The 26,565-nt window shown below is 72.7% G+C and carries 26 protein-coding genes; 20 read left to right on the forward strand and 6 right to left on the reverse strand.

The features are described from left to right. Window positions 1-16 precede the first annotated feature (16 nt). On the reverse strand, window positions 17-673 hold the full coding sequence (locus ASF50_RS05450) for a TetR/AcrR family transcriptional regulator (protein ID WP_056903715.1): 657 nt from the start codon (window positions 671-673) through the stop codon (window positions 17-19). A 90-nt stretch (window positions 674-763) separates the two neighbouring features. Here ASF50_RS05450 and ASF50_RS05455 point away from each other — a divergent pair, with 90 nt between their 5' ends. Together ASF50_RS05455 and ASF50_RS05460 are read left to right on the forward strand one after the other, a co-directional pair. Further along, the gene (locus ASF50_RS05455; protein ID WP_056903716.1) at window positions 764-2,203 is read left to right on the forward strand and encodes an MFS transporter; all 1,440 of its coding nucleotides are present in this window, start codon (window positions 764-766) and stop codon (window positions 2,201-2,203) included. 10 nt (window positions 2,204-2,213) lie between these two features. Beyond that, complete coding sequence (locus ASF50_RS05460) at window positions 2,214-2,960, forward strand: response regulator transcription factor (RefSeq protein ID WP_056903717.1); 747 nt, start codon at window positions 2,214-2,216, stop codon at window positions 2,958-2,960. 19 nt (window positions 2,961-2,979) lie between these two features. On the opposite strand, the gene ASF50_RS05465 is transcribed toward ASF50_RS05460, so the two are convergent. Further along, window positions 2,980-3,204: an acyl-CoA carboxylase subunit epsilon gene (locus ASF50_RS05465; RefSeq protein WP_056903718.1), complete on the reverse strand. Its 225-nt coding sequence runs from the start codon at window positions 3,202-3,204 to the stop codon at window positions 2,980-2,982. Then, window positions 3,201-4,778 carry an acyl-CoA carboxylase subunit beta gene (locus tag ASF50_RS05470; RefSeq protein WP_156697903.1) on the reverse strand — a complete coding sequence of 526 codons (1,578 nt, stop codon included), beginning with the start codon at window positions 4,776-4,778 and terminating at the stop codon, window positions 3,201-3,203. Before ASF50_RS05470 ends, ASF50_RS05465 begins: the two co-directional genes overlap by 4 nt. 107 nt (window positions 4,779-4,885) lie before the next feature. On the opposite strand from ASF50_RS05470, the gene ASF50_RS05475 reads away from it, so the two are divergent. From ASF50_RS05475 to ASF50_RS05505, 7 genes are all read left to right on the forward strand, one after another. Then, the gene (locus ASF50_RS05475; protein ID WP_056904248.1) at window positions 4,886-5,737 is read left to right on the forward strand and encodes a biotin--[acetyl-CoA-carboxylase] ligase; all 852 of its coding nucleotides are present in this window, start codon (window positions 4,886-4,888) and stop codon (window positions 5,735-5,737) included. 50 nt (window positions 5,738-5,787) lie between these two features. After that, window positions 5,788-6,300, forward strand: coding sequence for a PH domain-containing protein (locus ASF50_RS05480; RefSeq protein WP_056864584.1), 513 nt, complete (start codon window positions 5,788-5,790; stop codon window positions 6,298-6,300). A gap of 43 nt (window positions 6,301-6,343) precedes the next feature. Beyond that, complete coding sequence (locus tag ASF50_RS05485; protein WP_056863912.1) at window positions 6,344-7,282, forward strand: adenylate/guanylate cyclase domain-containing protein; 939 nt, start codon at window positions 6,344-6,346, stop codon at window positions 7,280-7,282. 95 nt (window positions 7,283-7,377) lie between these two features. Further along, window positions 7,378-7,863 carry a winged helix-turn-helix domain-containing protein gene (locus tag ASF50_RS18355; protein WP_082502779.1) on the forward strand — a complete coding sequence of 162 codons (486 nt, stop codon included), beginning with the start codon at window positions 7,378-7,380 and terminating at the stop codon, window positions 7,861-7,863. A gap of 26 nt (window positions 7,864-7,889) precedes the next feature. Next, complete coding sequence (locus ASF50_RS05495) at window positions 7,890-9,050, forward strand: 5-(carboxyamino)imidazole ribonucleotide synthase (RefSeq protein WP_156718112.1); 1,161 nt, start codon at window positions 7,890-7,892, stop codon at window positions 9,048-9,050. A 4-nt stretch (window positions 9,051-9,054) separates the two neighbouring features. Beyond that, window positions 9,055-9,615 carry a 5-(carboxyamino)imidazole ribonucleotide mutase gene (purE, locus tag ASF50_RS05500; RefSeq protein ID WP_268778347.1) on the forward strand — a complete coding sequence of 187 codons (561 nt, stop codon included), beginning with the start codon at window positions 9,055-9,057 and terminating at the stop codon, window positions 9,613-9,615. 7 nt (window positions 9,616-9,622) lie between these two features. Continuing rightward, a complete protein-coding gene (locus ASF50_RS05505) occupies window positions 9,623-10,825 on the forward strand; it encodes a heparan-alpha-glucosaminide N-acetyltransferase domain-containing protein (protein WP_156718114.1) in 1,203 nt (400 codons plus the stop codon). Here the strand turns inward: ASF50_RS05505 and ASF50_RS05510 are convergent. After that, on the reverse strand, window positions 10,814-11,281 hold the full coding sequence (locus ASF50_RS05510) for a CoA-binding protein (protein WP_235557560.1): 468 nt from the start codon (window positions 11,279-11,281) through the stop codon (window positions 10,814-10,816). The genes ASF50_RS05505 and ASF50_RS05510 overlap by 12 nt on opposite strands. A 59-nt stretch (window positions 11,282-11,340) precedes the next feature. Between ASF50_RS05510 and ASF50_RS05515 the strand changes: the two genes are divergently transcribed. The 4 genes from ASF50_RS05515 to ASF50_RS05530 all read left to right on the forward strand — a co-directional run bounded on the left by ASF50_RS05515 (window position 11,341) and on the right by ASF50_RS05530 (window position 15,746). Beyond that, window positions 11,341-12,513 (forward strand): acyl-CoA dehydrogenase family protein, encoded by a 1,173-nt coding sequence (locus ASF50_RS05515; RefSeq protein ID WP_056903720.1) that lies wholly within the window; start codon window positions 11,341-11,343, stop codon window positions 12,511-12,513. 13 nt (window positions 12,514-12,526) lie between these two features. Beyond that, complete coding sequence (locus ASF50_RS05520) at window positions 12,527-14,338, forward strand: acyl-CoA dehydrogenase (protein ID WP_056903721.1); 1,812 nt, start codon at window positions 12,527-12,529, stop codon at window positions 14,336-14,338. A gap of 43 nt (window positions 14,339-14,381) precedes the next feature. Beyond that, the gene (locus tag ASF50_RS05525; RefSeq protein ID WP_056903722.1) at window positions 14,382-15,128 is read left to right on the forward strand and encodes a dienelactone hydrolase family protein; all 747 of its coding nucleotides are present in this window, start codon (window positions 14,382-14,384) and stop codon (window positions 15,126-15,128) included. Window positions 15,129-15,194: 66 nt separating this feature from the next. Then, the gene (locus ASF50_RS05530) at window positions 15,195-15,746 is read left to right on the forward strand and encodes a Dps family protein (protein ID WP_056903723.1); all 552 of its coding nucleotides are present in this window, start codon (window positions 15,195-15,197) and stop codon (window positions 15,744-15,746) included. Between the two features lie 92 nt (window positions 15,747-15,838). Here the strand turns inward: ASF50_RS05530 and ASF50_RS05535 are convergent, their stop codons facing one another. Then, window positions 15,839-16,711 (reverse strand): crotonase/enoyl-CoA hydratase family protein, encoded by an 873-nt coding sequence (locus ASF50_RS05535; protein ID WP_056863942.1) that lies wholly within the window; start codon window positions 16,709-16,711, stop codon window positions 15,839-15,841. Continuing rightward, a complete protein-coding gene (locus tag ASF50_RS05540) occupies window positions 16,708-17,967 on the reverse strand; it encodes an LCP family protein (RefSeq protein ID WP_056903724.1) in 1,260 nt (419 codons plus the stop codon). Before ASF50_RS05540 ends, ASF50_RS05535 begins: the two co-directional genes overlap by 4 nt. 135 nt (window positions 17,968-18,102) lie before the next feature. Between ASF50_RS05540 and ASF50_RS05545 the strand changes: the two genes are divergently transcribed. From ASF50_RS05545 to ASF50_RS05575, 7 genes are read left to right on the forward strand one after another with little or no spacing between them, the layout of a single operon-like run. Next, on the forward strand, window positions 18,103-19,575 hold the full coding sequence (locus ASF50_RS05545; RefSeq protein WP_056903725.1) for an LCP family protein: 1,473 nt from the start codon (window positions 18,103-18,105) through the stop codon (window positions 19,573-19,575). 15 nt (window positions 19,576-19,590) lie between these two features. Then, window positions 19,591-20,502 carry a glycosyltransferase gene (locus ASF50_RS05550; RefSeq protein ID WP_056864590.1) on the forward strand — a complete coding sequence of 304 codons (912 nt, stop codon included), beginning with the start codon at window positions 19,591-19,593 and terminating at the stop codon, window positions 20,500-20,502. Beyond that, window positions 20,499-21,452, forward strand: coding sequence for a glycosyltransferase family 2 protein (locus tag ASF50_RS05555; protein ID WP_056903726.1), 954 nt, complete (start codon window positions 20,499-20,501; stop codon window positions 21,450-21,452). The genes ASF50_RS05550 and ASF50_RS05555 overlap by 4 nt, the downstream gene beginning before the upstream one ends. Window positions 21,453-21,458: 6 nt before the next feature. After that, window positions 21,459-22,649, forward strand: a complete 1,191-nt coding sequence (glf, locus tag ASF50_RS05560; RefSeq protein ID WP_056863946.1) for a UDP-galactopyranose mutase — start codon at window positions 21,459-21,461, stop codon at window positions 22,647-22,649. After that, window positions 22,646-24,706 (forward strand): glycosyltransferase, encoded by a 2,061-nt coding sequence (locus tag ASF50_RS05565; RefSeq protein ID WP_200919038.1) that lies wholly within the window; start codon window positions 22,646-22,648, stop codon window positions 24,704-24,706. Before glf ends, ASF50_RS05565 begins: the two co-directional genes overlap by 4 nt. Next, the gene (locus tag ASF50_RS19415) at window positions 24,688-25,617 is read left to right on the forward strand and encodes an ABC transporter permease (RefSeq protein ID WP_235557561.1); all 930 of its coding nucleotides are present in this window, start codon (window positions 24,688-24,690) and stop codon (window positions 25,615-25,617) included. The genes ASF50_RS05565 and ASF50_RS19415 overlap by 19 nt, the downstream gene beginning before the upstream one ends. Then, window positions 25,614-26,396, forward strand: coding sequence for an ABC transporter ATP-binding protein (locus ASF50_RS05575; RefSeq protein WP_056863947.1), 783 nt, complete (start codon window positions 25,614-25,616; stop codon window positions 26,394-26,396). The genes ASF50_RS19415 and ASF50_RS05575 overlap by 4 nt, the downstream gene beginning before the upstream one ends. The last annotated feature ends 169 nt before the right edge of the window (window positions 26,397-26,565 follow it).

The raw sequence follows: 26,565 nt of genomic DNA on the forward strand, positions 1-26,565 counted from the left end.
CGAGCCTAGAGGCCGGCTAGCGACCGGGCGCAGGGGACGGCGGCGCCACGACGTCGAGGGCCTCGCCGAAGGTGCAGCTGGTGAGGGCGGCGAGGGCGCCGCTGCCGTCGGCCCCGCGCTCGCCCACGTGCTCGGGGGCCCGCATCGCGAGCATGACGTTGAGCAGCATGCCGTGGGCGACGAAGTCGCGCGCCCGGTCGTCGGTGCAGCCGGTGCGCCGCACGGTCGCGAAGATGCGGCCCATGCAGGCGCGGGCCCGCTCGGCCACCTCGTCGAGGTCGCCGGCGGAGAAGCCGTGCATCATCACCTGCAGCAGCGCCCGGTCGGCCAGCAGCTCGGTGTAGGCCAGGCCCATGCGTCCCCAGTCGTCGTCGCTGTCGGGGTCGAAGGGTCCCTCGGCGAGCACGTCGGCGAAGGCCCGGTCGATGCGCAGCGTGGCGCGCTCGAAGACCTCGAGGAAGAGGTCGAGCTTGGTGCCGAAGAGGCGCACGACGTAGGGCTGCGAGACCGCGGCCTCCCGGGCGACCGCGTCGGTGCTGGTGCCGTGGTAGCCGCCGCGGGCGAAGGCCCGGGTGGCCGCGTCGAGCACCAGCTCGCGGCGGTCCTCGGCGCTCATCCGCGAGGCTCCGGCGGCGCGGTCCGGGGGGCGGGTCTCGGCGCGGGAGGAGGGCATGCTTGACATGTTATCAGTCGATTACCTACGGTCGTCGTCGGAGGTGATCATCCGATGCCTTCCCGCGACCTCCTCACCAGGGAGCCCACGATGTCCCTCACCGACGACCGCCCCACCCCCGCGCTGACACCGACCCCGCCCGCGCCGCCCGCGCGTCGCCACGTGCCCGTGGCGCTGGCGGTCCTCGCGGCCTCGCTGCCGATGTTCATGGCCACGCTCGACAACCTCGTGATGACCAGTGCCCTGCCGGTGGTGCAGGCCGACCTGGCCGCGAGCGTCAGCCAGCTGTCGTGGTTCGTCAACGCCTACACGCTGTCGTTCGCGACCTTCATGCTCCCGGCCGCGACCCTGGGCGACCGCCTGGGGCGCCGGCGCGTGATGCTGGCGGGCATCGTGGTGTTCACGGCCGCCTCGATCGCCGCCGCGCTCAGCGGGAGCGCGGAGTCGCTCATCGCCGCGCGCGCCGTGCAGGGCCTCGGCGCGGCCGCGATCATGCCGCTGTCGCTGACCCTGCTCGCGGCGAGCGTGACGCCGCAGCGGCGCGCGGCGGCCATCGGCGTGTGGGGCGGCGTCTCCGGGCTCGGCGTCGCCCTTGGTCCGGTGGTCGGGGGAGCCGTCGTCGAGGGCGTCAGCTGGCAGGCCATCTTCTGGCTCAACGTGCCGGTCGCGGTGGTGGCCGTGCCCCTGCTGCTCTGGGCCGTGCCCGAGTCGCGCGGCACCTGGCAGCGGCTCGACCCCGTGGGCACGCTGCTGCTCGGCGGCGCGGTGTTCCTCGGCATCTGGGGCATCGTGCACGGCAACGACGACGGCTGGTCCGACGTGCGGGTCGTCGGCCCGCTCGTCGCGGCGGTCGCGCTGCTCCCGGCGTACGTCGGGTGGGCGCGGGGGCGTGCCCACGCGGTGCTGCCGCTGCGGCTGTTCGCCTCCCGGGGCTTCTCGGTGGCCAACGCCGTGGGGCTCACCTTCACCCTCGGCGTCTTCGGCACGGTCTTCCTGCTCTCGCAGTACCTCCAGGTCGTCGACGGCTACTCCCCGCTCGAGGCCGGGCTGCGCACGCTGCCCTGGACGGCGGCGCCGATGGTCGTGGCACCGATCGCCGGGGCGCTGGCCGCGCGCACCGGCCTGCGCGCGCTGCTGGTGACGGGGCTGCTGCTGCAGACCGGGGCGCTGGCGTGGTTCGCGGCCCTCACCGAGAGCCAGGCGTCCTACCCGTCGTTCGTGCCCGCCCTGGCGATGGCCGGGATCGGCATGGGTCTGACCTTCGCGCCCAGCGCGACCGCCGTGCTCGACGGCCTGCCCGACGCCGACTTCGCCGTGGCCAGCTCGGCCAACTCCACGATCCGCGAGTTCGGGGTCGCCCTCGGCGTCGCGGTGCTCACCGCCGTCTTCCTCGGCGCGGGTGGCGACATCACCCCCACCGGCTACGACGGGGCCATCGGCGTCGCCCTCCTGACCGGGTCCGCCGCGGTCGCGGTGGCGGTGGTCGCGGCCTGCTTCGCCCCCGGCCGGCGGGGCCCGACCATGCCCTAGGCTCCCGGCCATGCCGGAGCGACCCCCCGCCGCCGCCCCCGTCGCGGTGGTCATCGAGGACGACCCCGACGTCCGCGACCTCATCGACATCGTGCTCACCCAGGCGGGCCTGACCACGGTGCTCGCCGGCAACGGCTTCGAGGGCATCGACGCGGTGCGCGCGCACGCGCCGCTCCTGACGACCCTCGACGTCAACATGCCGGGCCTCGACGGCTTCGCGGTGGCGCGCCGGCTGCGCGAGCTCAGCGGCACCCACGTCGTGATGATCTCGGCCATGGCCGAGGACGGCGACGCCGCGGCGGGTCTGCAGGCCGGCGCCGACGACTACCTGGTCAAGCCCTTCCGCCCGCGCGACCTGCGGGCCAAGGCCGACGCGCTGGTCGCCGACGCGGCGAGCCTCGCCGCGCGCACACCGCCGGGGGTCCTGCTGCCGGCGACGCTGGAGCTCAACGGCCTGGTGCTCGACACCGCCACCGGAGCGGTCGAGGTCGACGGGCGGCCGGTCGACCTCGGCGCGCACGAGCGCACCCTCCTCACGACCCTGCTCTCGACCGGACGGCGGGTGCGGGGCAAGGCCGACCTGGTGCTCTCGGTGCGCGGCGACCGGCCGGGCCCCACCGTGGTCGACGACGACGACCGGCAGGGCCTCGACGCGTGCGTCGAGGCCCTGCTCCACGAGCTCGAGGACACCGGCGACCGGCCCCGTTTCGTGGAGGCCGTCGGCGAGGTCGGCTACCGCTGCGCCGAGCAGCGCTGAGCCGGGCCGCGCGTGGGGCTCAGCGCGGCAGCGCGCTGGCCCGCCAGCCGCCCGGCCCGTGCGGCGGGTTGCGCCGCACCAGGCGGGCCGGGGCGCTCCACTCGGGGCGCCGCGTCGCCGGCGCCGGCTCCGGGCCGGCACCGAGGGCGGAGACGACGGCCACCAGGGCGGCGATCTCCTCCGGCGTCGCGTCGGGCGTGACGACCCGCAGCACGGGGGCCGCGGGCTCCTGCTCGGCGCTCACAGCGGGATGTTCCCGTGCTTCTTCGCAGGCAGGGTCTCGCGCTTGGAGCGCAGCAGGCGCAGGGCCCGGACGACCTCGACGCGGGTCTCGTGGGGCGTGATGACCGCGTCGATGTAGCCACGCTCGGCGGCGATGTAGGGGTTGGCCAGGGTGGTGTCGTACTCGTCGATGAGCTCGGCACGACGCGCCTCGACGTCGCCGCCCTCCTTCTCGACGGCCTTGAGCTCCTTGCGGTGCACGATGTTGGCCGCGCCCTGGGCGCCCATCACCGCGATCTGGGCGGTGGGCCACGCGACGTTGATGTCGGCGCCGAGGTGCTTGGAGCCCATGACGTCGTAGGCGCCGCCGTAGGCCTTGCGGGTGATGACGGTGATGAGCGGCACCGTCGCCTCGGCGTAGGCGTAGATCAGCTTGGCGCCCCGGCGGATGATGCCGTTCCACTCCTGGTCGGTGCCGGGCAGGAAGCCGGGCACGTCGACGAAGGTCAGCACCGGGATGTTGAAGGCGTCGCAGAAGCGGACGAAGCGCGCGGCCTTCTCCGAGGCGTCGATGTCGAGGGTGCCGGCGAACTGCATCGGCTGGTTGGCCACGACGCCCACCGAGTGCCCCTCGACGCGGCCGAAGCCGACGATGAGGTTGGGGGCGAAGAGCTCCTGGACCTCGAGGAACTCCTCGTCGTCGACGACCGCCTCGATGACGGTGTGCATGTCGTAGGGCTGGTTCGGGGAGTCGGGGATGATCGTGTCGAGGGCCAGGTCGAGCTCGGAGGGCTCGAGGTCGGCGGGGTCGTCGAAGGTCGGCGACTCGTCGAGGTTGTTCTGCGGCAGGAACGACAGCAGCGCCTTGACGTACTCGATCGCGTCGGCCTCGTCGGAGCCCATGTAGTGGGCGTTGCCCGACTTGGTGTTGTGGGTGCGCGCGCCGCCGAGCTCCTCCATCGAGACGTCCTCGCCGGTGACGGTCTTGATGACGTCGGGCCCGGTGATGAACATGTTGGAGGTGCCGTCGACCATGATCGTGAAGTCGGTGACCGCGGGGGAGTAGACGTGGCCGCCGGCGCAGGAGCCCATGATCATGGAGATCTGCGGGATGACGCCCGAGGCGTGCACGTTGCGGCGGAAGATCTCGCCGTAGAGGCCGAGGGAGACCACGCCCTCCTGGATCCGGGCGCCGGCGCCCTCGTTGATGCCGATGATCGGGCAGCCGGTCTTGATGGCGAGGTCCATCACCTTGGTGATCTTCTCGCCGTAGACCTCGCCCAGCGAGCCACCGAAGACGGTGAAGTCCTGGGAGAACACGCAGACCTGGCGACCGTCGATGGTGCCGTAGCCGGTCACCACGCCGTCGCCGTAGGGGCGGGTCTTCTCCAGGCCGAAGGCGGTGGAGCGGTGCCGGGCCAGCTCGTCGAGCTCGACGAAGGAGCCCTCGTCGAAGAGCTGCTCGATGCGCTCGCGCGCGGTCTGGCGGCCCTTGGCGTGCTGCTTCTCGACGGCCTTGGCCGAGCCGGCGTGCACCGCCTCGTCGAGACGGCGGTCGAGGTCGGCCAGCTTGCCCGCGGTGGTGTGGAGGTCGATGCCTGTCTCCTGAGAGGGGACGTCGGTGCCCTCGCCTGGCTGTGCGCTCACGTGTATCCGGCCTCCTGATCTGGCCCGTCGAGTGGTCGTGCGTCAATGTAGTGCCCGTGACCCCGGACACCGCCGAGCGCCCACCCCACGAGCCGGAGCGGCTCCCGCTCGACGCCCCGCTCGACCCGGCCGCGCTCATGGTGCCCGGCCTGAGGGTGGAGGTGGTCGCCTCCACGCCGTCCACCAACGCGCTGGTCGCCGAGCGGGCCCGGTCCGGCGAGGCCGAGGGGCTGGTGGTGGTGGCCGAGCACCAGACCGCGGGCCGGGGACGCCTCGACCGCGGCTTCGAGATGCCGGCGCGCACCTCCCTGCCCTTCTCGGTCCTGCTGCGCCCGCGGGTGCCGGCGCAGCAGTGGCCGTGGCTGCCGCTGCTGACCGGGCAGGCGGTCGCCGCGACCCTGCGCGCCCACGGCTTCGAGGCCGGGGTGAAGTGGCCCAACGACGTGCTGTGCGCTCCCGCGGGCGGCGAGCGCAAGCTGGTCGGGATCCTGGTCGAGCGGGTCGAGGGTCCCGCCGGTGCGGCCGCCGTGGTCGGGATCGGGCTCAACGTCGGGACCCCTGCCGACCGGCTGCCGGTCGCCACGGCCACCTCGCTGGCGCTCGAGGCCGACCGGCTCGGCCTCCCGGTGCCGACCCGCGCGGCCCTCCTCGTCGACCTGCTCGCCACGCTGCGGGAGTCCTACGACACCTGGCAGGGCGGCGGCGCCGGCGCGGCCGAGCGGCTGCGCGCGTCGTACGCCGCCTCCTGCGTGAGCGTCGGCCGGCGCGTGCGCGTCGAGCTGCCCGCGGGGCGGACCTTGCTGGGGCAGGCGACCGGGGTCGACGAGCAGGGTCGCCTGGTGGTCGCGGGACCCGACGGCGAGGTGGCCGTGGGGGCCGGCGACGTGGTGCACGCGCGCGCCCTGTGAGGTGGCCCGACCGGTGCGCGCGGGTCGCCCGCAGGTGACATGATCGTGTGGTGGCCATCTCGCAGAAGCTGCTCAACGACGGGGAGTCCGTCGTCCTCAGCACCCGCACCCACCCCAAGGCGCTGCTGCTGCCGCTGCTGACCCTCGTCGTGCTGCTCGCCGTCGGCGTCGCGGCGCAGGTGCTGCTCGAGGGCGAGGTGGGCCGCGTGGCGTCGCTGGTCGTGTGGGCGCTGGTCGCCGTGGCCGCGCTGTGGTGGGTGCTGCGCCCCTTCCTGGTCTGGCTCACCGCCTCCTACACCTTCACCGACCGTCGTCTCATCACCCGCACCGGCGTCGTGACCCGCCGTGGCCACGACATCCCGCTGTCGCGGATCAGCGACGTGGCCATCGAGCTGCACCTGGTCGACCGGCTCCTGGGCTGCGGCACGCTGATCATCAGCGACGCCAGCACCCACGGTCAGGTCGCGCTGCCCGACATCCCCCACGTCGAGGAGACCCACCGCCGCCTCAACCTGCTCCTGCACGACCTGCACGAGCCGCGCTCGCGGGCCGACGGTGCGTGAGCCGGGGCCGAGCAGGCGACCGGGCGACCTGGAGCGGGCGATCATGGGCGACGTGCCGGTGCTGACCTCACCCGAGCTGGCCGAGCACGCCGGTGTCTCGCTCGAGCAGGCCCGCCGGCTGTGGCGCGCGCTGGGCTTCCCCGAGCACCCCGCCGACGAGGCGGCCTTCATGGGCGCCGACTCCGAGGCGGTGGGCGTACTGCTGGAGGTGGTGCGCTCCGGGCTCATCGACTTCGACCTCGCGGTCAACCTCACCCGCGCGGTGGGGCAGACGATGGCGCGCCTGGCCGACTGGGAGGTCTCGGCCCTGGTGCAGCACGTCGAGGAGATGGACGCCGACGAGGCCGGCCCCGGCGCCCGCGTCGACCTCGCCCTGCAGGTCGTCGAGGACTTCTCCAAGCCCTTCGAGTCGATGCTGATCTACGCGTGGCGCCGCCACCTGGCCGCCGCCGCGGCCCGCATCGAGGCCCTCGGCGCCACCGACGAGGACCTCCACACGACCACGCTCACCGTCGGCTTCGCCGACATCGTGGGCTTCACCGCCCTGAGCAACACCCTCACCGAGGAGCGCATCGGCGACCTCGTGGAGCTCTTCGAGGTGCGCTGCGCCGACGTCGTGGCCACCCAGCGCGGCCGGGTGATCAAGAGCATCGGCGACTCGGTGCTCTTCGTGAACGACGACCCCATCCGGGCCTACGACACCGCCGAGGGGATCATCAACGTGATCGGTCGCGACCCGCGGATGCCCGACATCCGCCTCGGCCTGGCCAGCGGGTCGGTGGTGATGCGCCTGGGCGACGTCTTCGGCCCGCCGGTCAACATGGCCGCGCGGCTGACCGCGGTGGCCCGGCGCAACCGGATCATCATCGACGCCGCGACGGCTGCGGTGCTGCCGGAGGACCAGTTCGAGACCCGCCGCCTGCCGGCCCGACCGGTGCGCGGCTTCGGCCTCGTCGAGCCGGTGGCCGTTCGTCGCCACTGAGCATTTCTTCAGTTCCCCCGATGTGACAGTTTCCTGCCACTGTCATTTTGCGGCATTTCCTTACTTTCGCCCGGGTCGCTTCGTACGGTTGTCCCGTGCACAGCGTTCAGGACGTCTCCCTCGACCCCGAGACCCGCCGCGCGTGGAAGGGGGACGACGAGATCACCTTCTCCCGCAAGGAGTTCGATCTCGTCCTCGCCCTCATCTCCCGCCCCGGCGAGATCGTCACGCGTGAGCAGCTGATGCGCGAGGTGTGGCACACCAGCTTCTGGACCTCCTCCAAGACCATCGACGTCCACCTGGGTTGGGTGCGCCGCAAGATCGGCGACAACCCGCGGCGCCCGCACCTGATCACCACCATCCGCGGCAAGGGCCTGCGCTTCGAGCCGCAGCCCCCTCCCGGCCACCCGGCCGCGGGCGCCGAGGGTGCGCAGCCGGTGGCCCCGATCGTCATCGACGCCGACGTCGCGACTGACTGCGCCGACGGCCCGGCCGCCCCCGGTGTCGGGGCTCCCGAGATGGCCTACCGCGCTCCCGAGGCCGACCGCGTGTCCGCCGCGGAGCGCCCCGTGGTCGCCTGACGGGGGCGTCTCCTAGGGTTGGGGCCGTGCCCCAGTCCGCTCCCGTCCTCGCCGTCATCGGCGGTGGCCAGCTGGCCCGGATGATGGCCCAGCCCGCCATCGCCCTGGGTCTGCCGCTGCGCCTGCTCGCCGAGGCCGAGGGTGTCTCCGCCGCGCAGGTCGTGCCCGACCACGTCGTCGGCGACTACCGCGACCTCGCCACGCTGCGCCGCGTCACCGACGGCTGCCCGGTGGTCACCTTCGACCACGAGCACGTGCCGACCGAGCACCTCCACGCGCTCGAGGCCGACGGCGTCGCCGTGCGACCCGGCCCCGACGCCCTCGTCCACGCCCAGGACAAGGCTGTGATGCGCGCGCGCCTGGCCGAGCTCGGCGTGCCGTGCCCGCGCAACGCCGTCGTGGCCTCGGCCGACGAGGTCGAGGCCTTCGGCCTGCCCTGCGTGCTCAAGACCACCCGCGGTGGCTACGACGGCAAGGGGGTGTGGTTCGTGCGCTCGCTCGAGGACTGCGCCGAGCCGCTGCGTGCCGCCGCCGAGGGCGGCGTCGGCCTGCTGGCCGAGGAGCTCGTCGACTTCCGCCGCGAGCTCTCGGCCCTGGTGGTGCGCTCGCCCAGCGGCCAGGCCGCGGCCTACCCCGTCGTCGCCTCCACCCAGCGCGACGGCATCTGCCACGAGGTGGTCGCCCCCGCCCCCGACCTCGACCCGGAGCTGGGCGGCCAGGCGCAGGAGATCGCGCTGCGCATCGCCGGCGAGCTCGGCGTCACCGGGGTGCTGGCCGTGGAGCTCTTCGAGACCAACGACGGGCGGATCCTCGTCAACGAGCTGGCCATGCGCCCCCACAACACCGGTCACTGGACCCAGGACGGCGCGGTGACCTCCCAGTTCGAGAACCACCTGCGTGCCGTCATGGACCTGCCGCTGGGCTCGCCGGCCCCCCGCGCGCGCTGGACGGTGATGGTCAACATCCTCGGCAGCGACGACACCGAGGTGGGACAGCTGTGGGACGGCTTCCCCCACGCCCTGGCCCGCGACCCCCACCTGCGCGTGCACCTCTACGGCAAGGACCTGCGCCCCGGGCGCAAGGTCGGGCACGTCAACGCCTACGGCGACGACCTCGAGGACTGCCTGGAGCGGGCGCGGCACGCCGCCGCCTGGTTCCGCGGCGACCTCGGCAACGAGAGCGAGTAGACCCGTGACCGACACCCCCACCGGCACCCCCACCGGTCCTGCCACCGGGCGGCCCGCCCCGCGCGTCGGCATCGTGATGGGCTCCGACTCCGACTGGCCGGTGATGCAGGCCGCCGCGGAGGCGCTGGCCGAGTTCGAGGTGCCGCACGAGGCCGACGTGGTCTCGGCCCACCGGATGCCCGAGGAGATGCTCGACTACGGCCGCCGCGCCCACGAGCGCGGCCTGTCGGTGATCATCGCCGGCGCCGGCGGCGCCGCCCACCTGCCCGGCATGCTCGCCGCGGTCACGCCGTTGCCGGTGATCGGGGTGCCGGTGCCGCTGAAGTACCTCGACGGCATGGACTCCCTGCTCTCCATCGTGCAGATGCCCGCCGGCGTGCCGGTGGCCACCGTCGCGGTGGGCGGTGCGCGCAACGCCGGCCTGCTCGCCGTGCGGATCCTGGCCGCGACCGACCCGGTCCTGCAGGAGCGGATGCGCGACTTCCAGGCCGAGCTGCGCACCGCGGCCCACGCCAAGGGCGAGGTCGTGCGCCGCGAGGCCGCCCCCCGTCGCCTCGGCTTCTGACCCGACCGTGCCGAGGTCGGGAGACGGCGCGGGGCGCCTGCTCGGCGTCGACGTGGCCCGCTGCCTGGCCCTGGTCGGCATGGTGGCGACCCACGTCGTCGACCCGCGCGACCCCGACGGGTCGCTCAGCGCGGCGCAGTGGCTGGCCGGCGGACGGGCCTCGGCGCTCTTCGCGGTGCTCCTGGGGGTCAGCCTCGCGCTGACGACCGGGCGCCGCGAGCCGGTGCAGGGGCGCGAGCGCGCGGCGCGCTCGGCGGGCATCGTGGTCCGCGCGGTCCTGATCGGGCTGCTCGGGCTCGCGCTCGGCCAGCCCGACTCGGGGCTCGCGGTGATCCTCACCTACTACGCCGTGCTGCTGCTGCTGGCCCTGCCCTTCCTCGGGCTCCGCCCGCCCGCGCTCCTGGGCCTGGCCGCCGCCTGGGTGGTGGCGGCGCCGCTCTTCTCCTACGTGCTGCGCGCCGAGCTCGCCCCGCGCGGCGTCGCCAGCCCGACCTTCGCCCAGCTGGTGGCGGACCCCACCGGGCTGGCGGCCGAGCTGCTGTGGACCGGCTACTACCCGGCGGTGCCCTGGCTGTCCTACGTGCTGGTGGGGCTGGCCCTGGGCCGTCTCGACCTCGCCCGGCGCGCGGTCGGGACGGCGGTCGCGCTCGGCGGGCTGGCCCTCGCGGTGGGGTCCAGCGCCCTTGCCGGGGCCCTGGTGGCACGCACCGACCTCACCGCCGCGCAGCTCGACGAGGCCGCCGGGGGCAAGTTCGGCACGACGCCGCCCGGCGAGCCGGGCTGGCTGGTGGCCGCGGCGCCGCACAGCTCGACCACGCTCGACCTGCTGCAGACCATCGGCAGCGCGGGCCTGGTCCTGGGGCTGTGCCTGCTCCTCGACGCCACCCTGGTGCGCCACGGCCTCGACGTCGCGCGTCGCGCGGTCGGCATCGTCTTCGGCGCCGGGACGATGGTGCTCACGCTCTACTCGCTGCACGTGCTGCTGCGCACCGACCGGCTGTGGCCGCCCGAGGAGTCCTCGGCCTACCCCGCCCACCTCTTCGTGCTGCTCGGCATCGGCGCGCTCTACGCCGCGGCCGGGCGCCGTGGTCCCCTCGAGCAGCTGGTCTCCCTGGCCTCCCAGGGGGCCGCCCGACTCGTGCGCGGGCGCTCAGCCGGCCCCTCGGACGGCCTCTCGGGCGGCCCCTCGGACGGCCCCTCAGACGGCTGAGCCGCGACGGCGCCACTCGATGGCCGGGCAGGTGTCCATCACCATGGCCACGCCGGCGGACCGGGTGCGGCGCAGGGCCGCCTCGTCGACCACGCCGAGCTGCAGCCACACCCCGCGCGCCCCGACGGCGACCGCCTGGTCGGCCACCTCGCCGGCGAACTGCGAGCGACGGAAGACGTCGACCACGTCGAGGGCGAAGGGCACGTCGGCGAGGGTGGGCCAGGCGGGCTCGCCCAGCACGACGAGACGCCCGTCGGCGGCGGCCGGGTGGACCGGCACGATGCGCTTGCCGCGTTGCTGGAGCAGGTGGGCGATGGCGTACGCCGTACGGCTCGGGTCGCCGGAGAGCCCGACGACGGCCCAGGTGTCGCACGCGTCGAGCATGAGGTCGACCGAGGCGGCGTGCTGCCAGTCGCCGGTCAGGGGGGCGCCGGAGAGGGGAGCGTCGGAGGTCACACCGCCAGCCTAGGTCGCGGGGTGCACGCGCGTCCTACCTCCGAGTAACCTCGGATGCTATGACGTCCAACTATCCCCTCTACGCCCTGTCCGAGGAGCACCAGGCGATCCGCGAGGCGGTGCGCGACCTGTGCGACGCCAAGGTCGCCCCCCACGCCGCCGAGGTGGACGAGCAGGCCCGCTACCCCCACGAGGCCGCGGCCGCGCTGCTCGCCGCCGACTTCCACGCCCCCCACGTGCCCGAGGAGTACGGCGGCGCCGGTGCCGACGCCCTCGCGACCGTGCTGGTCATCGAGGAGGTGGCGCGCGCCGACGTGTCGGCCTCGCTGATCCCGGCCGTCAACAAGCTGGGCTCGCTGCCGGTGCAGATCGCCGGCTCGGAGGAGCTGAAGAAGAAGTACCTCGGGGCGCTGGCCCGCGGCGAGGGCGGCTTCTCTTACTGCCTCTCCGAGCCCGAGGCCGGCTCCGACGCGGTGTCGATGAAGACCAAGGCCGTGCGCGACGGCGAGGACTGGGTGCTGAACGGCACCAAGAGGTGGATCAGCAACGCGGGGGAGTCGGAGTACTACACGGTGCTCGCCGTCACCGACCCCGAGAAGCGCTCCAAGGGCATCTCGGCCTTCGTCGTCGAGAAGTCCGACGCAGGCGTCTCCTTCGGCGCCCCCGAGAAGAAGCTGGGCATCAAGGGCAGCCCGACGCGCGAGGTCTACCTCGACCAGGTGCGCATCCCCGCCGACCGGATGATCGGCGCCGAGGGCTCCGGCTTCGAGACCGCCATGAAGACCCTCGACCACACCCGCGTCACGATCGCCGCCCAGGCCGTCGGCGTCGCCCAGGGCGCGCTCGACTACGCGCTGCAGTACGCCAAGGAGCGCGAGCAGTTCGGCAAGGCGATCGCGGAGTTCCAGGGCCTGCAGTTCATGCTCGCCGACATGGGCATGAAGATCGAGGCCGCCCGCCAGATGACCTACGCCGCCGCCGGCCGCTCCGAGCGCGGCGACGCCGACCTCACCTTCTTCGGCGCCGCGGCCAAGTGCTTCGCCTCCGACGTGGCCATGCAGGTCTGCGTCGACGCCGTGCAGGTGCTGGGCGGCTACGGCTTCACCAAGGACTACCCCGTCGAGCGCATGATGCGCGATGCGAAGATCACCCAGATCTACGAGGGCACCAACCAGGTGCAGCGCATCGTCATGGCCCGGCAGCTCCTCGCGGGGGTGCAGAGCCAGCTCTGAGCAGGAGGTCGTCATGACCCGCAGCACCACCCCGTCGTCGACGGTGATGTCCCGCGCCGACCTGGCCTTCCAGCTGCACGAGTGGTTGCGGGTCGAGGACCTCCTCACGCGCGAGCGGTACGCCGAGCACTCGCGCGACACCCTCGACGCGGTGCTCGAGCTGGCCGAGACGGTGGCCACGCGCCACTTCGCGACGCACAACAAGCGCAACGACCAGGAGGAGCCCCGCTTCGACGGGGAGCGGGTGCACCTGCACCCCGAGGTGGAGGAGGCGCTGGCGGTCTACTCCGCCAGCGGCTTCACCGGCGCCACCTTCGACGAGGAGCTCGGCGGCCTGCAGCTGCCCCAGGTGGTCGCCTCGGCGGTGGCGGCGTGGTTCCAGGCCGCCAACTGCGGCACGGCGGGCTACCCGTTCCTCACCCAGGCCAACGCCCACCTGCTGGTCGCCCACGGCAGCCCCGAGCAGGTCGAGCGCTTCGTGCGCCCGATGCTCGAGGGCCGGTTCTTCGGCACGATGTGCCTCTCGGAGCCGCAGGCGGGGTCCTCGCTGGCCGACGTGACCACGACCGCCACCGAGCAGCCCGACGGCACCTTCCGGCTGCGCGGCAACAAGATGTGGATCTCCGGCGGCGACCACGAGATGGGCGAGAACATCGTGCACCTCGTGCTGGCCCGCACCGCGGGCGCGCCGGCCGGGGTCAAGGGCATCTCGCTCTTCCTGGTGCCCAAGCACCTGGTGGCCGACGACGGCTCGCTCGGCGAGCGCAACGACGTCGTGCTGGCCGGGCTCAACCACAAGATGGGCTGGCGCGGCACCACCAACACCCTGCTCAACTTCGGCGAGGGGGCCCACCGTCCCGGGGGCGAGCCGGGCGCGGTGGGCTACCTCGTCGGGGAGCAGCACCGTGGCCTGGCGCTCATGTTCCACATGATGAACGAGGCCCGCGTCGGCGTCGGGCTCGGCGCGGCCGCCCTGGGCTGCACCGGCTACCTCAAGGCCCTCGCCTACGCCCGCGAGCGCACCCAGGGCCGCCCCGTCGGCGCCAAGGACCCGGCCTCGCCGCCGGTGCGCCTGGTCGAGCACGCCGACGTGCGCCGGATGCTGCTCACGATGAAGGCCTGGGTCGAGGGCGGTCTCGGCCTGGTGCTCTACACCGCCCGACTGGTCGACGAGGAGCAGACCGCCGAGGGCGCCGCGGCGCGCGAGGAGGCGCACCGGCTGCTCGAGGTGCTCACACCGATCGCGAAGTCGTGGCCCTCCCAGTGGTGCCTGGCCGCCAACGACCTGGCCATCCAGGTGCACGGCGGCTACGGCTACACCCGCGAGTACGACGTCGAGCAGCACTACCGCGACAACCGGCTCAACCCCATCCACGAGGGCACCCACGGCATCCAGGGCCTCGACCTGCTCGGGCGCAAGGTCGTCGCCGAGGGCGGTGCGGGCCTGCGCCTGCTCGCCCGCCGGATCAGGGAGACGACCGACGCGGCCGCGGCCCGCGGGGGCGAGCTGGCCCAGGACGCCGCGGCCGTGCAGGCCGCGGCCGACCGGCTGGTCGCGGTCACGGCGACGCTCTGGTCGGCGGGCGACCCCCGGGTCAGCACGGCCAACTCCTCGGCGTACCTGGAGGTGGCGGGGCACGTGGTGGTCGCGTGGCTGTGGCTGCAGCAGGCGATGGCCGCCGACGGCGACAGCGACCTGCACGCCGGCAAGCGGCACGCGGCGCGCTGGTTCGTGCGCTGCGACCTGCCCCGGGTGCACCCGCAGCTCGACCTGCTCGAGCGCCTCGACCGCACGGTCCTCGACGTCGAGGACGCCTGGCTCTAGGTCGGCGCCGACCGGTGACCGGCCGGTCGCTAGCGTCGGCGCCATGACCCAGCAGACGCTCTCGATCCAGACCGCCGACGGCACCGCGGAGGCCTACCTCACCGGTGAGGACGGCCGCCCCGGCGTGCTGATGTACGTCGACGCCATCGGCCTGCGCCGCCAGACCCGCGACATGGCCGACCGCATCGCCTCGTGGGGCCACGTCGTGCTGGTACCGCACGTGTTCTACCGCGACGGCTCGGCCGCCGACCTCGAGCCCGAGGGCGACCTGCGCGAGGACGGCGCCCGGGAGGCCTTCTTCGCCTCGGGGGTCATGGACCGCATCGCCGCCCTCACCCCCGACCGGTCGGGTCCCGACGCCGACGCCTGGGTGGCCACGCTGCTCGAGCACGCCGGGGATGGCCCGATCGGCGTGATCGGTTACTGCATGGGCGCGCGGCTCGCGCTGCGCACCGCGGGGCAGTTCCCCGGCACGGTCGGCGCGGTCGGCGGCTTCCACGGCGGGGGACTGGTCACCGACGAGCCCGACAGCCCGCACCTGGCCGTGGCCGCCTCCACCGCGGAGTTCGTGCTCGGCCACGCCGACCAGGACGCCTCGATGCCGCTGGAGGCCGTCGAGACGCTCGAGCGGACCCTGCAGGAGGCGGGTCGCCCGCACCTCAACGAGGTCTACGCCGGCGCCGCACACGGCTACTCCATGGCCGACACCTCGATGTACGACGAGCAGGCCGCGGAGCGCCACATGAGCGAGCTGCAAGCCCTCCTGGAGCGCACGATCGCCCCGGCCTGAGGCGTGCGCGGGGGCGGCACCCCTTCGGGTGATGGGACCCCCGGAGGGGCGCAGTACGTTCGATCCATGGCCACTCCCAACCTCAAGTACACCGTGCCCGGCATGAGCGACGAGGACGCTGCCCGCGTCGTCGAGCTGGTCCAGGGCCGCCTCTACGCCTGCAACGACCTGCACCTGACGCTCAAGCACGTCCATTGGAACGTCGTGGGTCCCCACTTCATCGCGGTGCACGAGATGATCGACCCCCAGGTCGAGACCGTGCGCGGCTTCGCCGACGACCTGGCCGAGCGCATCGCGACCCTCGGCGGCTCGCCCAAGGGCACCCCGGGCTCGCTGGTGGAGAACCGCACCTGGGACGAGTACAGCATCGGTCGCGCCACCACCCAGGAGCACCTCGGTGCCCTCGACCTGGTCTACCAGGGCGTCATCTCCTCCTACCGCGACGGCATGAAGGAGCTCGACGACCTCGACCTGGTCACCCAGGACATGTTCATCGCCCAGATCAACGAGCTGGAGCTCTTCCACTGGTTCGTGCGCGCCCACCTCGAGGACAAGTCGGGCGGTCTGTCGACCGCCGGCGCCACCTCCGAGGCGCAGGCCGCGGCCGCCGCCGGCTGAGCCACGCCCCGTCGACGCAGGCGACCCCCCGCCCGGCTGGGCGGGGGGTCGTCGGCGTCCGGGGCAGGTCCGGTCGCGGACCGGAGCCCGGATCAGCGCGGGAAGACCCGCGGCACCTCGGAGGCGCGCGAGGTGAAGACCGGCGTGCGCTTCTCCTTGAACGCCGCCACCCCCTCCTTGCCGTCGCCGATCGAGGTGTGGAACATCGCGAGGGTGTCGGACAGGTGCGCGTCGAGCGGCTCCGGGGCGGCGCTGTTGCGGTAGACCAGCTGCTTGGCCAGGGCGAGCGCCACGGGGGAGCGGTCCTTGACGAAGGAGCGGGCCAGCTCCTGGGCGGCCGGCAGCAGGTCGTCGGGCTCGTGCACCGAGCGCAGCAGCCGGCCCTCGAGGGCCTGCTCGGCGGTGAGCACGTCGGCGGAGTAGACCCACTCCAGCGCCTGCTGCACCCCGACGATGCGGGGCAGGAACCAGCTCGAGCACGCCTCGGGCACGATGCCGAGCCGGCCGAAGACGAAGCCGACCCTGGCCCGGGTCGAGGCCAGGCGCAGGTCCATGGCCAGCGTCATCGTGGCGCCGATGCCGACCGCGGCGCCGTTGATGGCCGCGATCACGGGCTTGGGCAGGGCGTGGATGGCCAGCGTCACCTTGCCGCCGGTGTCGCGCAGGCCGTCCTGGTAGGGCTCCTGGTCGTAGCGCTCGCGCAGCTCCTCGGGGGTGACGTCGAGGGACTCGTCGAGCCCGAAGACGTTGCCCTCGGCCGAGAGGTCCATGCCCGCGCAGAAGGCGCGACCGGCGCCGGTGACGACCACGGCGCGCACGGCGTCGTCGTGGGCGTCGACGGTGAAGACCTGGAGCAGCTCGCGGGCCATCACCAGGTCGAAGGCGTTGAGCTGCTCGGGGCGGTGCAGCGTCAGGGTGGCGACCCCGTCGTCGTCCACGCTCCAGGTGAGGGTCTCGTAGCTCACGAGGTGGCTCCTTCCGGCAGGCCCGAGGGCGTGCACAGGCTGTCGTCGATGCTGTCGGTGTCGTCGTCGATGATCGCCTGGAACATCTGCCGCGAGCGCTCGGGGTCCCAGTTGACGGCGAGGTCGCTGATCGGCACCGAGCAGGTCAGGCCGTTCTCCCCGTTGACCCGGGTCATCGCCGAGGCCCACATCGCGGCCCGCGCGGGGTTCATGCCGTCGCCGAAGGTGACCGTCTCGGTGGCGGCGAGGTTGAGCCGCCAGTAGCGCACGGGGTTGAGCACCGACCAGGGCGAGACCACCTCGCGCCCGATGGCCGCGACCACCTCGCGCTGCTGGCGGGCGCGCTCGATGTCGCCGAGACCGCTGGTCTTGCGGGAGCGGGCGTAGCCCAGTGCGGTCACGCCGTCGGCCTCCTGGCAGCCCTTCCTCACGTCGAGGTTGGCCTGCGGGTCCACCATGGCCTGCCGGGGGCAGATCTCGATGCCGCCCACGGCGTCGACGAGGTCGACGAAGCCGCCGATGCCGATCTCGACGTACTCGTCGACGCGGATGCCGGTGTTCTGCTCGATGGTCTGCGTGAGCAGCTTCGGGCCCCCGAAGGCGTAGGCGGCGTTGATCTTCGTGGTGCCCGACCCGGGCACGTCGACGAGGGAGTCGCGGGGGATCGACATCAGCAGGTTGGGCCCGGAGCCGGTGTGCAGCAGCAGGATCGTGTCGGTGCGCTGACCGCTCGCGTCGCCCGTGCCGTACTCCTTGCGCTCCGCGGCGCTCAGCCCCTGGCGCGAGTCGCTGCCGACGAGCAGGTACGTCGTGCCCGGCTGCTCCGCCGGGCGCTCCCCGCGGGGCTCGAAGGCCACCTTGTCGACCTTGGTCCAGGCGAAGACCGGCACGGCGACCAGGTAGACCACCCACAGCAGCACCAGGAGCAGCACGTAGCGCGCGCGGAAGCGCGGACGTCGGCGGCCCGAGGAGGCCGCGGCCGGCGCCGGCGCGACCGGGGCCCGGGGCGGAGGGGTGGCCGTGCGGGGCTGGTCACGGGGCTGGTCACGGGGCTGGTCACGGGGCTGGTCACGGGGTCGGGCCCGCATGACCCGGGTCGCCTCGTCGTCGGGGGCGCCCGACCCGGCGGCGGGGGAGGCGGGGCGGGGCTGGCGCCGCACCGGCCGGGTCGCGTCGGGGTCGCTCGCCCCCTGTCCGCCGTAGAGCCAGTCGAAGCGCTTCTCGTCGTCGCCGCCGCGGCCGGGCCCGTCTGCCATGGGGAGGACGCTACGCGATGGGCCGACCTGGCCGGGCACGGCGCGTCGGGGCCCGTGTGACTCCTGAGGCTGGTGATACTGGCCGACAGCACTGGACCCTTCCCCACCAGTCCTGAGCAGGAGAGAGACACCTCGATGCCACCCGTACCTTCCCCCGGGTTGCTCGACGGCCAGCCCCGTCCGAGCGCAGCCGACCGCGCGGCCCGCGTGCGCTTCCGCCGAGCGCTCGCGCTGATGGCCATGACCCTCGTCGTGCCGGGCTCGGCCCAGCTCGTCGCCGGAGACCGCCGCATCGGCAGGATCGCCGTGCGGATCTGGCTCGGCACGCTGCTCACCGTGCTGGTCGTCGGCCTGGCCGTCGCGATCCACCCCGGCCTGGCCCTCCAGATGGCCGTGAGCCCGGCCGTGCTGCTGGTGCTGCGCGTGCTGCTCATGGTGGGTGCCGTGGCCTGGGCCGCGCTCTTCGTCGACGCCTGGCGCATCGGCCAGCCGCTGACGCTCTCGATGAGCCACCGCCGCGCGGTGGTCGGGGTCAACGGCCTGCTCTGCCTCTCGGTCGCCGGCACCATGCTCTTCGGCGCCCACGTGGTGGCCGTGCAGCGCGACTTCATCGTCACGATGTTCGCCTCCTCCACCGTCACCGACGCCCACGACGGCCGCTACAACGTGCTGCTCATGGGCGGCGACTCCGGTGCGGGGCGCTGGGGCCTGCGCCCCGACTCGATGACGGTGGCCTCCATCGACGTCGAGACCGGCCGCACCGTGCTGGTCGGCCTGCCCCGCAACATGGCCGACTTCCCCTTCGCGCCGGGCTCGGTCATGGACGAGCAGTTCCCCGACGGCTTCGACTGCGACGGCTGCTACCTCAACGGCGTGAGCACCTGGGCCGGCGACAACACCGAGCTCTTCGGCGACTCCGAGAACCCCGGCGTCGACGCCACCGTCTCGGCCGTCGAGGGCATCACCGGGCTGCGGGTCAACTACTGGGCCATGGTCAACCTGCAGGGCTTCAAGGACCTCGTCGACGCCGTCGGCGGCGTCGAGCTCACGGTGCGCTCCCCGATCCCGGTGGGCGGTCTCGGCGACGACGTCACCGGCTACATCGAGCCCGGCACGCGCACCCTCGACGGCTTCGAGACGCTCTGGTACGCCCGGGCCCGCGAGGGCTCCGACGACTACTCGCGCATGGCGCGGCAGAAGTGCGTCATGAACGCCATGCTCCAGCAGGTCAGCCCCCAGGTCGCGGTGCGCAACTTCGAGTCCATCGCCGCCGCCTCCTCCGAGATGGTCTCCACCAACCTCCCGGCCTCCGAGCTCGACACGTTCATGCAGCTGGCGCTCAAGGCCCGCGGCCAGAAGGTCTCGACCCTCTCGCTGGTGCCGCCGATGATCGACACCGCGCACCCCGACGTCGAGGAGATCCAGACCAAGGTCGCCGCCGCCATCGCCAAGGCCGAGGGCACCGCCCCGGCCGGCTCCGGCTCGGGCGGCTCGGGCGGCTCGGGCTCGACGAGCCCCGTCGACGGCCCCGTGACCGGTGGCTCGGTGGGCTCGCTGAGCGGGGGCTACGCCGCCAACCAGGCCCAGGACCTCGGCGCCGCCTGCTGACCTAGGGTGACCTCCGTGCCCGAGACCCCCGCCCCCCGTGTCGTGGCGGTCGTCGTCACCTTCAACCGCCTCGCGCTGCTGCGCGACCTGGTCGACCGTCTGGCGCAGGTGCCGGGCCTGGCGCAGGTCCTGGTGGTCGACAACGCCTCCACCGACGGCACCGGCGACTGGCTGGCCGGGCGCGAGGACGTGCGCGCCCGCACGCTGGAGGACAACCGCGGCGGCGCCGGCGGCTTCCACGACGGCCTGGCCTGGGCGCTCGAGGAGGGCGCCGACCTGGTCTGGCTGATGGACGACGACGGCCTGCCCGACGTCGAGGCGCTGCCGCTGCTGCTCGAGCACCGCGACCTCGACTTCTGGGGTCCGGTCGTGGCCGCCCACGACGACCCGCGCCGCCTGGTCTTCCCGATCCGTCTGCCCGGGGGCACCCGGGTGGTCCACGCCATGGACGACGTCGAGGCCGCCGCCACCGACGGCCTGCTGCCCGACGTGGTCATCCCCTTCAACGGCGTGCTGGTGACGCGCGCGCTGGTGGAGCGCATCGGTCTGCCCCGCGCGGAGTTCTTCATCTGGGGCGACGACGTGGAGTACCTGTGGCGCGCCCGGCGCGCCGGTGCGCGCGTGGCGACCGTCGTCGGGGCGCGGGTCCTGCACCCCGCGACCGATGCGCTCGGCACCCCGATGGCCTTCGGCCGCACGACGTACAACCACAGCCCGAGCGACCTGAAGCACTACTGCATGGCGCGCAACAACCTGCTCAACCTGCGCGACTACCGTGGCTGGCCGCACGCGCTGGCCTTCGTGGCCAAGACGGTGTGGTTCTACTCCTTCACCCGACCGCAGCCGGGTCGGCTGCTGCTGAGCGCGCGGGCGATGCTCGCCGGGCTGCGCGGCGACTTCACCGGACACCGGAGGTACCTGTCGTGACCAGCCCGTCCAGCCCGCCCAGCCGGCCGGGCGCGCCCGCCGAGAGCGTGGCGGTGGTGGTGGTCACCTACAACCGTGCCGAGCTCCTCGTCGGCATGCTGCGGGGGCTGGCCGCGCAGGAGCACAGCCCCGACGCGATCGTGGTCGTGGACAACGCCAGCACCGACGCCACGGCCGACGTGCTCGCGGGGGCCGGCGCCGACCTGCCGGGTCTCGCGCCGCTCACGGTCGTGCGCAGCGAGGAGAACCTCGGCGGCGCGGGCGGCTTCCACCTCGGGCTGCGCACCGCCCACGCCCTGGGCCACGACCGGTTCTGGCTGATGGACGACGACGTCGTGCCCGCGCCCGACTGCCTGGCGGTGATGATGGCCGTCGACGAGGACTGCCTCGCCGCGGTGCGCGAGGACTCCTCCGGGCGGCTGTGCGAGAAGGCCGCGCTGCGCTTCGACCTGACCCGTCCCTGGGCGGTGAAGCCCAAGACGGCGATGGTGGAGACGACCTACGGCACCCGTGTGGCGATGCCGGAGCGGGTGGAGGTGGAGAACGTCGCCTTCGAGGGCTTCATGGTGCGGCGCCGCGTCGTCGACCGGATCGGGCTGCCCGACCCGTCGTACTTCATCTTCTACGACGACGTCGACTACGCCCTGCGCGCCCGGGAGGCGGGTGCGCACATCTGGGCGCTGCGCGACGCGGTGCTCGTGCGCCAGCTCGACTTCGACCAGCAGCACGACCTGGCCGGGTGGAAGGGGTTCTACATGTACCGCAACCTCTTCGTCGTGCACCTGCGCTACGGCGAGAACGCCCTCGTGCGGGCCAAGCCGTGGCTGGTGACCCTCGGCGTCGTGCTGCTCAGCCCCCTGCGCGGCGGGCGGGCGGAGGCGCGCAACGTGATCCGTGCCATGCGCGCCGCGCGTGGGATGCGGGCCCGGCCCTCGTCGTCCGTAGACTGACCGATCGTGTCGACACCTGATCACTCCCAGCCCGACCTCGTCGTCGTCGGCTCCGGCTTCTTCGGCCTGACCGTCGCCGAGCGCTGCGCCCGCGAGCTCGACCTCAAGGTCCTCGTCCTCGAGCGCCGCGACCACATCGGCGGCAACGCCTACAGCGAGATCGACCCCGAGACCGGCATCGAGGTGCACAAGTACGGCACCCACCTCTTCCACACCTCCAACGAGCGCGTGTGGGAGTACGTCAACCGCTTCACCGACTTCACCGGCTACCAGCACCGCGTCTTCGCGCGCTACCAGGGCCAGGTCTACTCCTTCCCGATGAACCTCGGGCTGATCAACCAGTTCTTCGGCAAGGACCTCAGCCCCGACGAGGCCCGCGCGCTCATCGCCGAGCAGGCCAGCGAGATCGACACCGCCGAGGCGACCAACCTCGAGGAGAAGGCGATCAGCCTCATCGGGCGCCCGCTCTACGAGGCCTTCGTCAAGGGCTACACCGCCAAGCAGTGGCAGACCGACCCGACGCAGCTCAGCGCCGACATCATCACGCGGCTGCCGGTGCGCTACACCTTCGACAACCGCTACTTCAACGACACCCACGAGGGCCTGCCCGTCGACGGCTACACCGCGTGGCTGACCCGGATGGCCGACCACCCGAACATCGAGGTGCGCCTGTCCACCGACTGGTTCGACGTGCAGGACGAGTACAAGGGGAAGGTCCCCGTCGTCTACACCGGACCCGTCGACGAGTACTTCGGCAACGTCGAGGGCCGCCTGTCGTGGCGCACCATCGACCTCGAGGCCGAGACCCTCGACGTCGACGACTACCAGGGCACCGGAGTGGTCAACGCCAACGACGAGCACCTGCCCTACACCCGCACGCTGGAGTTCAAGCACCTCCACCCCGAGCGGACCTACCTGCCCGGCAAGACCATCGTCGTGCACGAGTACTCCCGCTTCGCCGAGGAGGGCGACGAGCCCTACTACCCGGTCAACACCGCCGAGGACCGCGCGAAGCTGCTCGCCTACCGCGACCTGGCCAAGGCCGAGCCGATGGTCCTCTTCGGAGGCCGGCTCGGCACCTACAAGTACCTCGACATGCACATGGCCATCGGCTCCGCGCTGTCGATGGTCGACAACAAGCTCGCGCCGCACTTCTCCGAGGGTGCGCCGCTGACGAGCGGAGGAGTGGACGCATGAGCACCACCACGGGCACCACCACGGGCACGACCCCCACGACCGACTCGACCGCCGCGGCGGGCGGGGCCGGCACCAGCACCCGGCTGCTGATGCGCCAGGTCCTGCCGCTCGACGGCGACCTCGACGTGCTGCCGCTCTACGTCGACACCGAGCCCGCCGTCCTCGACGCCGACAAGTACGAGATCGGCACCAACCGCAACGCGCGCGAGCTCAACGCGGCGTCGATGCGCCAGAGCACCCGCTCCGGGCGCCGGCTGCACCCCGACCAGATCGAGTCGCGCACCGCGCTGCGGGTCACCAGCGGGGAGTCGCTTTCCTTCGGCACCTACTTCAACGCCTTCCCCGCCAGCTACTGGCGGCGCTGGAGCGTCGTGTCGGCGGTGCGCCTGACGGTGCGCCTGCGCGGCCGCGGCGCCAGCCTGGTCGTCTACAAGTCGATGGCCCGCGGCAACTCCCAGCGCGTCGACGCGGTCACCACCGGCGACCAGGACGGCGGCACCTTCAGCTTCGACCTGACCCTCAAGCCCTTCGTCGACGGCGGCTGGTACTGGTACGACGTGCTCGCCGGCGACGACGACGTGGTCGTCGAGTCGGCCGAGTGGACCGCCGAGGTGCCCGCCGAGCGCGCGCAGCACGGCACCGTCGACATCGCCATCACCACCATGAACCGCCCCGACTTCTGCGCCGAGCTGCTCGTGCAGATCGGCGAGGACGAGGCACTGCGCCCGCTGCTCGACGAGGTGCTCGTCATGGAGCAGGGCACCGACCTGGTCAGCGACTCCGAGCACTTCCCCGCGGCGCGCGAGGCCCTCGGCGACACACTGCGGGTCATCGAGCAGGGCAACCTGGGCGGCTCGGGCGGCTACGCCCGGGGCCAGCTGGAGTCGGTGCGCAAGGGCACCGCGACCTACACGATGATGATGGACGACGACGTCGTCTGCGAGCCCGAGGGCATCGTCCGCGCGGTCACCTTCGGCGACCTGGCCCGCCGGCCCACCATCGTGGGCGGCCACATGTTCAACATCTACTCCCGCTCGCGGCTGCACAGCTTCGGCGAGATCGTGCAGCCGTGGCGCTTCTGGTGGCAGTCGGCGCCGGGCGTCTTCCACGACTGGGACTTCGCCGCGCGCAACCTGCGCTCCTCGCGCTGGCTGCACCAGCGCATCGACGTCGACTTCAACGGCTGGTTCATGTGCCTCGTGCCCCGTCAGGTGCTCGAGGAGGTCGGCCTCTCGCTCCCGCTGTTCCTCAAGTGGGACGACTCGGAGTTCGGGCTGCGCGCCAAGAAGGCCGGCTACCCCACGGTCACGTTCCCCGGCGCGGCCGTGTGGCACGTGCCGTGGTCGGACAAGAACGACGCCCTCGACTGGCAGTCCTACTTCCACTACCGCAACCGCCTGGTGGCGGCCCTGCTGCACTCGCCGTACCCCAAGGGCGGGCGGATGGTGCGCGAGAGCCTCAACCACCAGATCGCGCACCTCGTCTCGATGCAGTACTCCACCGCCGAGCTGCGGCTGCGCGCCCTCGAGGACGTCTTCGCCGGCCCCGAGGCCCTGCACGCGCAGCTGGCCACGAAGCTGCCCGAGGTGCGGGCCTTCGTGAAGCAGTTCCCCGACGCCCAGCTCGAGGTCGACCCCGACGCCTTCCCCTCCGTGCGCCGGCAGAAGCCGCCGCGCAAGGGCCGCGACGACACCGGCGTGCCCGGTCGCAAGGCGACGCTGCTGGCGGCCGCGCTCATGCCGCTGCGCCAGCTGCGCCCGGTGCGCGAGCTCTCGCGGCGCCACCCGGAGGCGGAGGTGCCGGCGATGGACGCCAAGTGGTACCGCCTGGCCAAGTACGACTCCGCGGTCGTGTCGATGAACGACGGCACGTCGGCGGCCTTCTACCAGCGCGACCCCGAGCGCTTCCGCGACCTCATGAAGCGCACGCTGGAGAGCCACGACCGGCTGCGCCGCGAGTGGCCGCGCCTGGCCGAGGAGTACCGCGCCTCGCTCGGCGCGATCACCTCGCCGGAGGCGTGGGAGGAGACCCTGCGGCCGTGGCGCGGGACGAGATGAGCGAGGCCTCCTCGACGGGCGCCGCGCTCGAGGAGCCGCGCCCGCACCGTCGGGTCGACGCCGACCTCGCCCCTCCGACCGCGCGGTCGGGGCTGCTGGGGGTCTTCCAGAACCGCTACCTGCTGCGCCTGCTGGTGCGGCGCGAGATCAGCGCCCGCTACTCCGGGTCGTTCCTGGGCCTGCTGTGGTCCTACATCAACCCGCTCAGCCAGTTCCTCATCTACTACTTCATCCTGGGCAAGCTGCTCGACCGCGGCACCGAGAACTTCGCGGTGCACGTCTTCTCGGCGCTCATCGTCGTGCACTTCTTCATCGAGACGTTCAACGCCGGCACCCGGTCGATCGTGCGCAACAAGTCGCTGGTGCGGAAGATGGCGCTGCCGCGCGAGATGTTCCCCGTGGCCTCGATGCTGGTCTCGCTCTACCACGTGGCCCCGCAGGTCGTGATACTCTTCGTCGTCTGCCTGTTCTACGGCTGGGTGCCCGATCCGATGGTGCCGGTCGCGCTGGCGCTGGCGCTGGGCATCATCATGCTGCTGGCGACGGCGCTCGCGCTGCTCTTCAGCGTGGCCAACGTCTACTTCCGCGACTTCGCCAGCGTGGTCAGCATCCTGACCAACTTCGTGCGCTTCGGCGTGCCGATGATCTACCCCTACGCCGTCGTGGAGGAGCGGTTCGGCTCCTTCGCGCAGTACTACATGCTCAACCCGCTCGCCGAGGCCGTGCTGCTGGTGCAGCGCGCCTTCTGGGTCGGCACCACGCAGGACCCGACCGCCACCGCGGCCACCGAGCTGCCCGACCACCTCTTCACCCGCGGCCTGGCCATGGTGGGGGTCTCGCTCGTGGTGCTGGTCATCGCCCAGCTGGTCTTCACCCGCCTGGAGAACAAGATCCCGGAGCGTCTGAATTGAGCTACCCCGCCGACACCTCCATCGTGGTCGACCAGGCCACCAAGTCCTTCACGCTGCGCTACCACCGCACGTTCAAGCAGGTCACGGTGGCCATGCTCAAGGGCCACCAGGTCAGCGACACCTTCCAGGCCGTCGACGACGTCTCCTTCACCGTCGAGCAGGGCGAGTCGGTGGGCCTGATGGGTCTCAACGGCTCGGGCAAGTCCACGCTGCTGAAGATGATCAACGGCGTGATGAAGCCCGACTCCGGGCGGGTGCTGACGCGGGGCCGGATCGCGGGGCTGATCGCCACCGGCGCCGGCTTCCACCCGCAGCTCACCGGCCGGGAGAACGTCTACCTCAACGCCGCCGTGCTGGGCATGACCGAGCGTGAGACGGCCCGCAAGTTCGACGACATCGTGGAGTTCGCCGACATCGGGCGCCACCTCGACTCCCCGGTCGGCAACTACTCCTCGGGGCAGTTCGCCCGGCTGGGCTTCGCGGTCGCGGTGCACGTCGACTCCGACATCTTCCTGGCCGACGAGGTGCTGGCGGTGGGGGACAAGCCCTTCAAGAAGAAGTGCCTCGAGCGCATGCAGGAGATCCGCGACTCGGGTCGCACGCTGCTCTACGTCAGCCACGCCGCGTCGTCGGTGCGCAAGATGTGCGACCGGGTGATCGTGCTGGAGAGCGGCAAGGTCGGCTACGACGGCGAGGTCGGCCCCGGCATCAAGTACCTCAAGTACGACGCCGGCACCGACGAGGAGGAGCAGGACGAGGAGCTCGGCGCCGACATCTGAGCCCCCGTGACACGAACCCCCGCAGCCCCCGGGCTGCGGGGGTTCGTGCCGTCCGGGGGAGGAACGGGAACTTGACAAATCTCGGATCGGCCGGCGTGTCGAGTGGAAATTACAGCGTTGTAGTTACTCACTTCTCGTGGCGTGCCCCCTGTGACGCGTGTGAAAGTTG

The organism is Nocardioides sp. Leaf307 (genome assembly GCF_001423135.1).
In the GTDB taxonomy this organism is placed as follows: Bacteria; Actinomycetota; Actinomycetes; order Propionibacteriales; family Nocardioidaceae; genus Nocardioides; species Nocardioides kribbensis.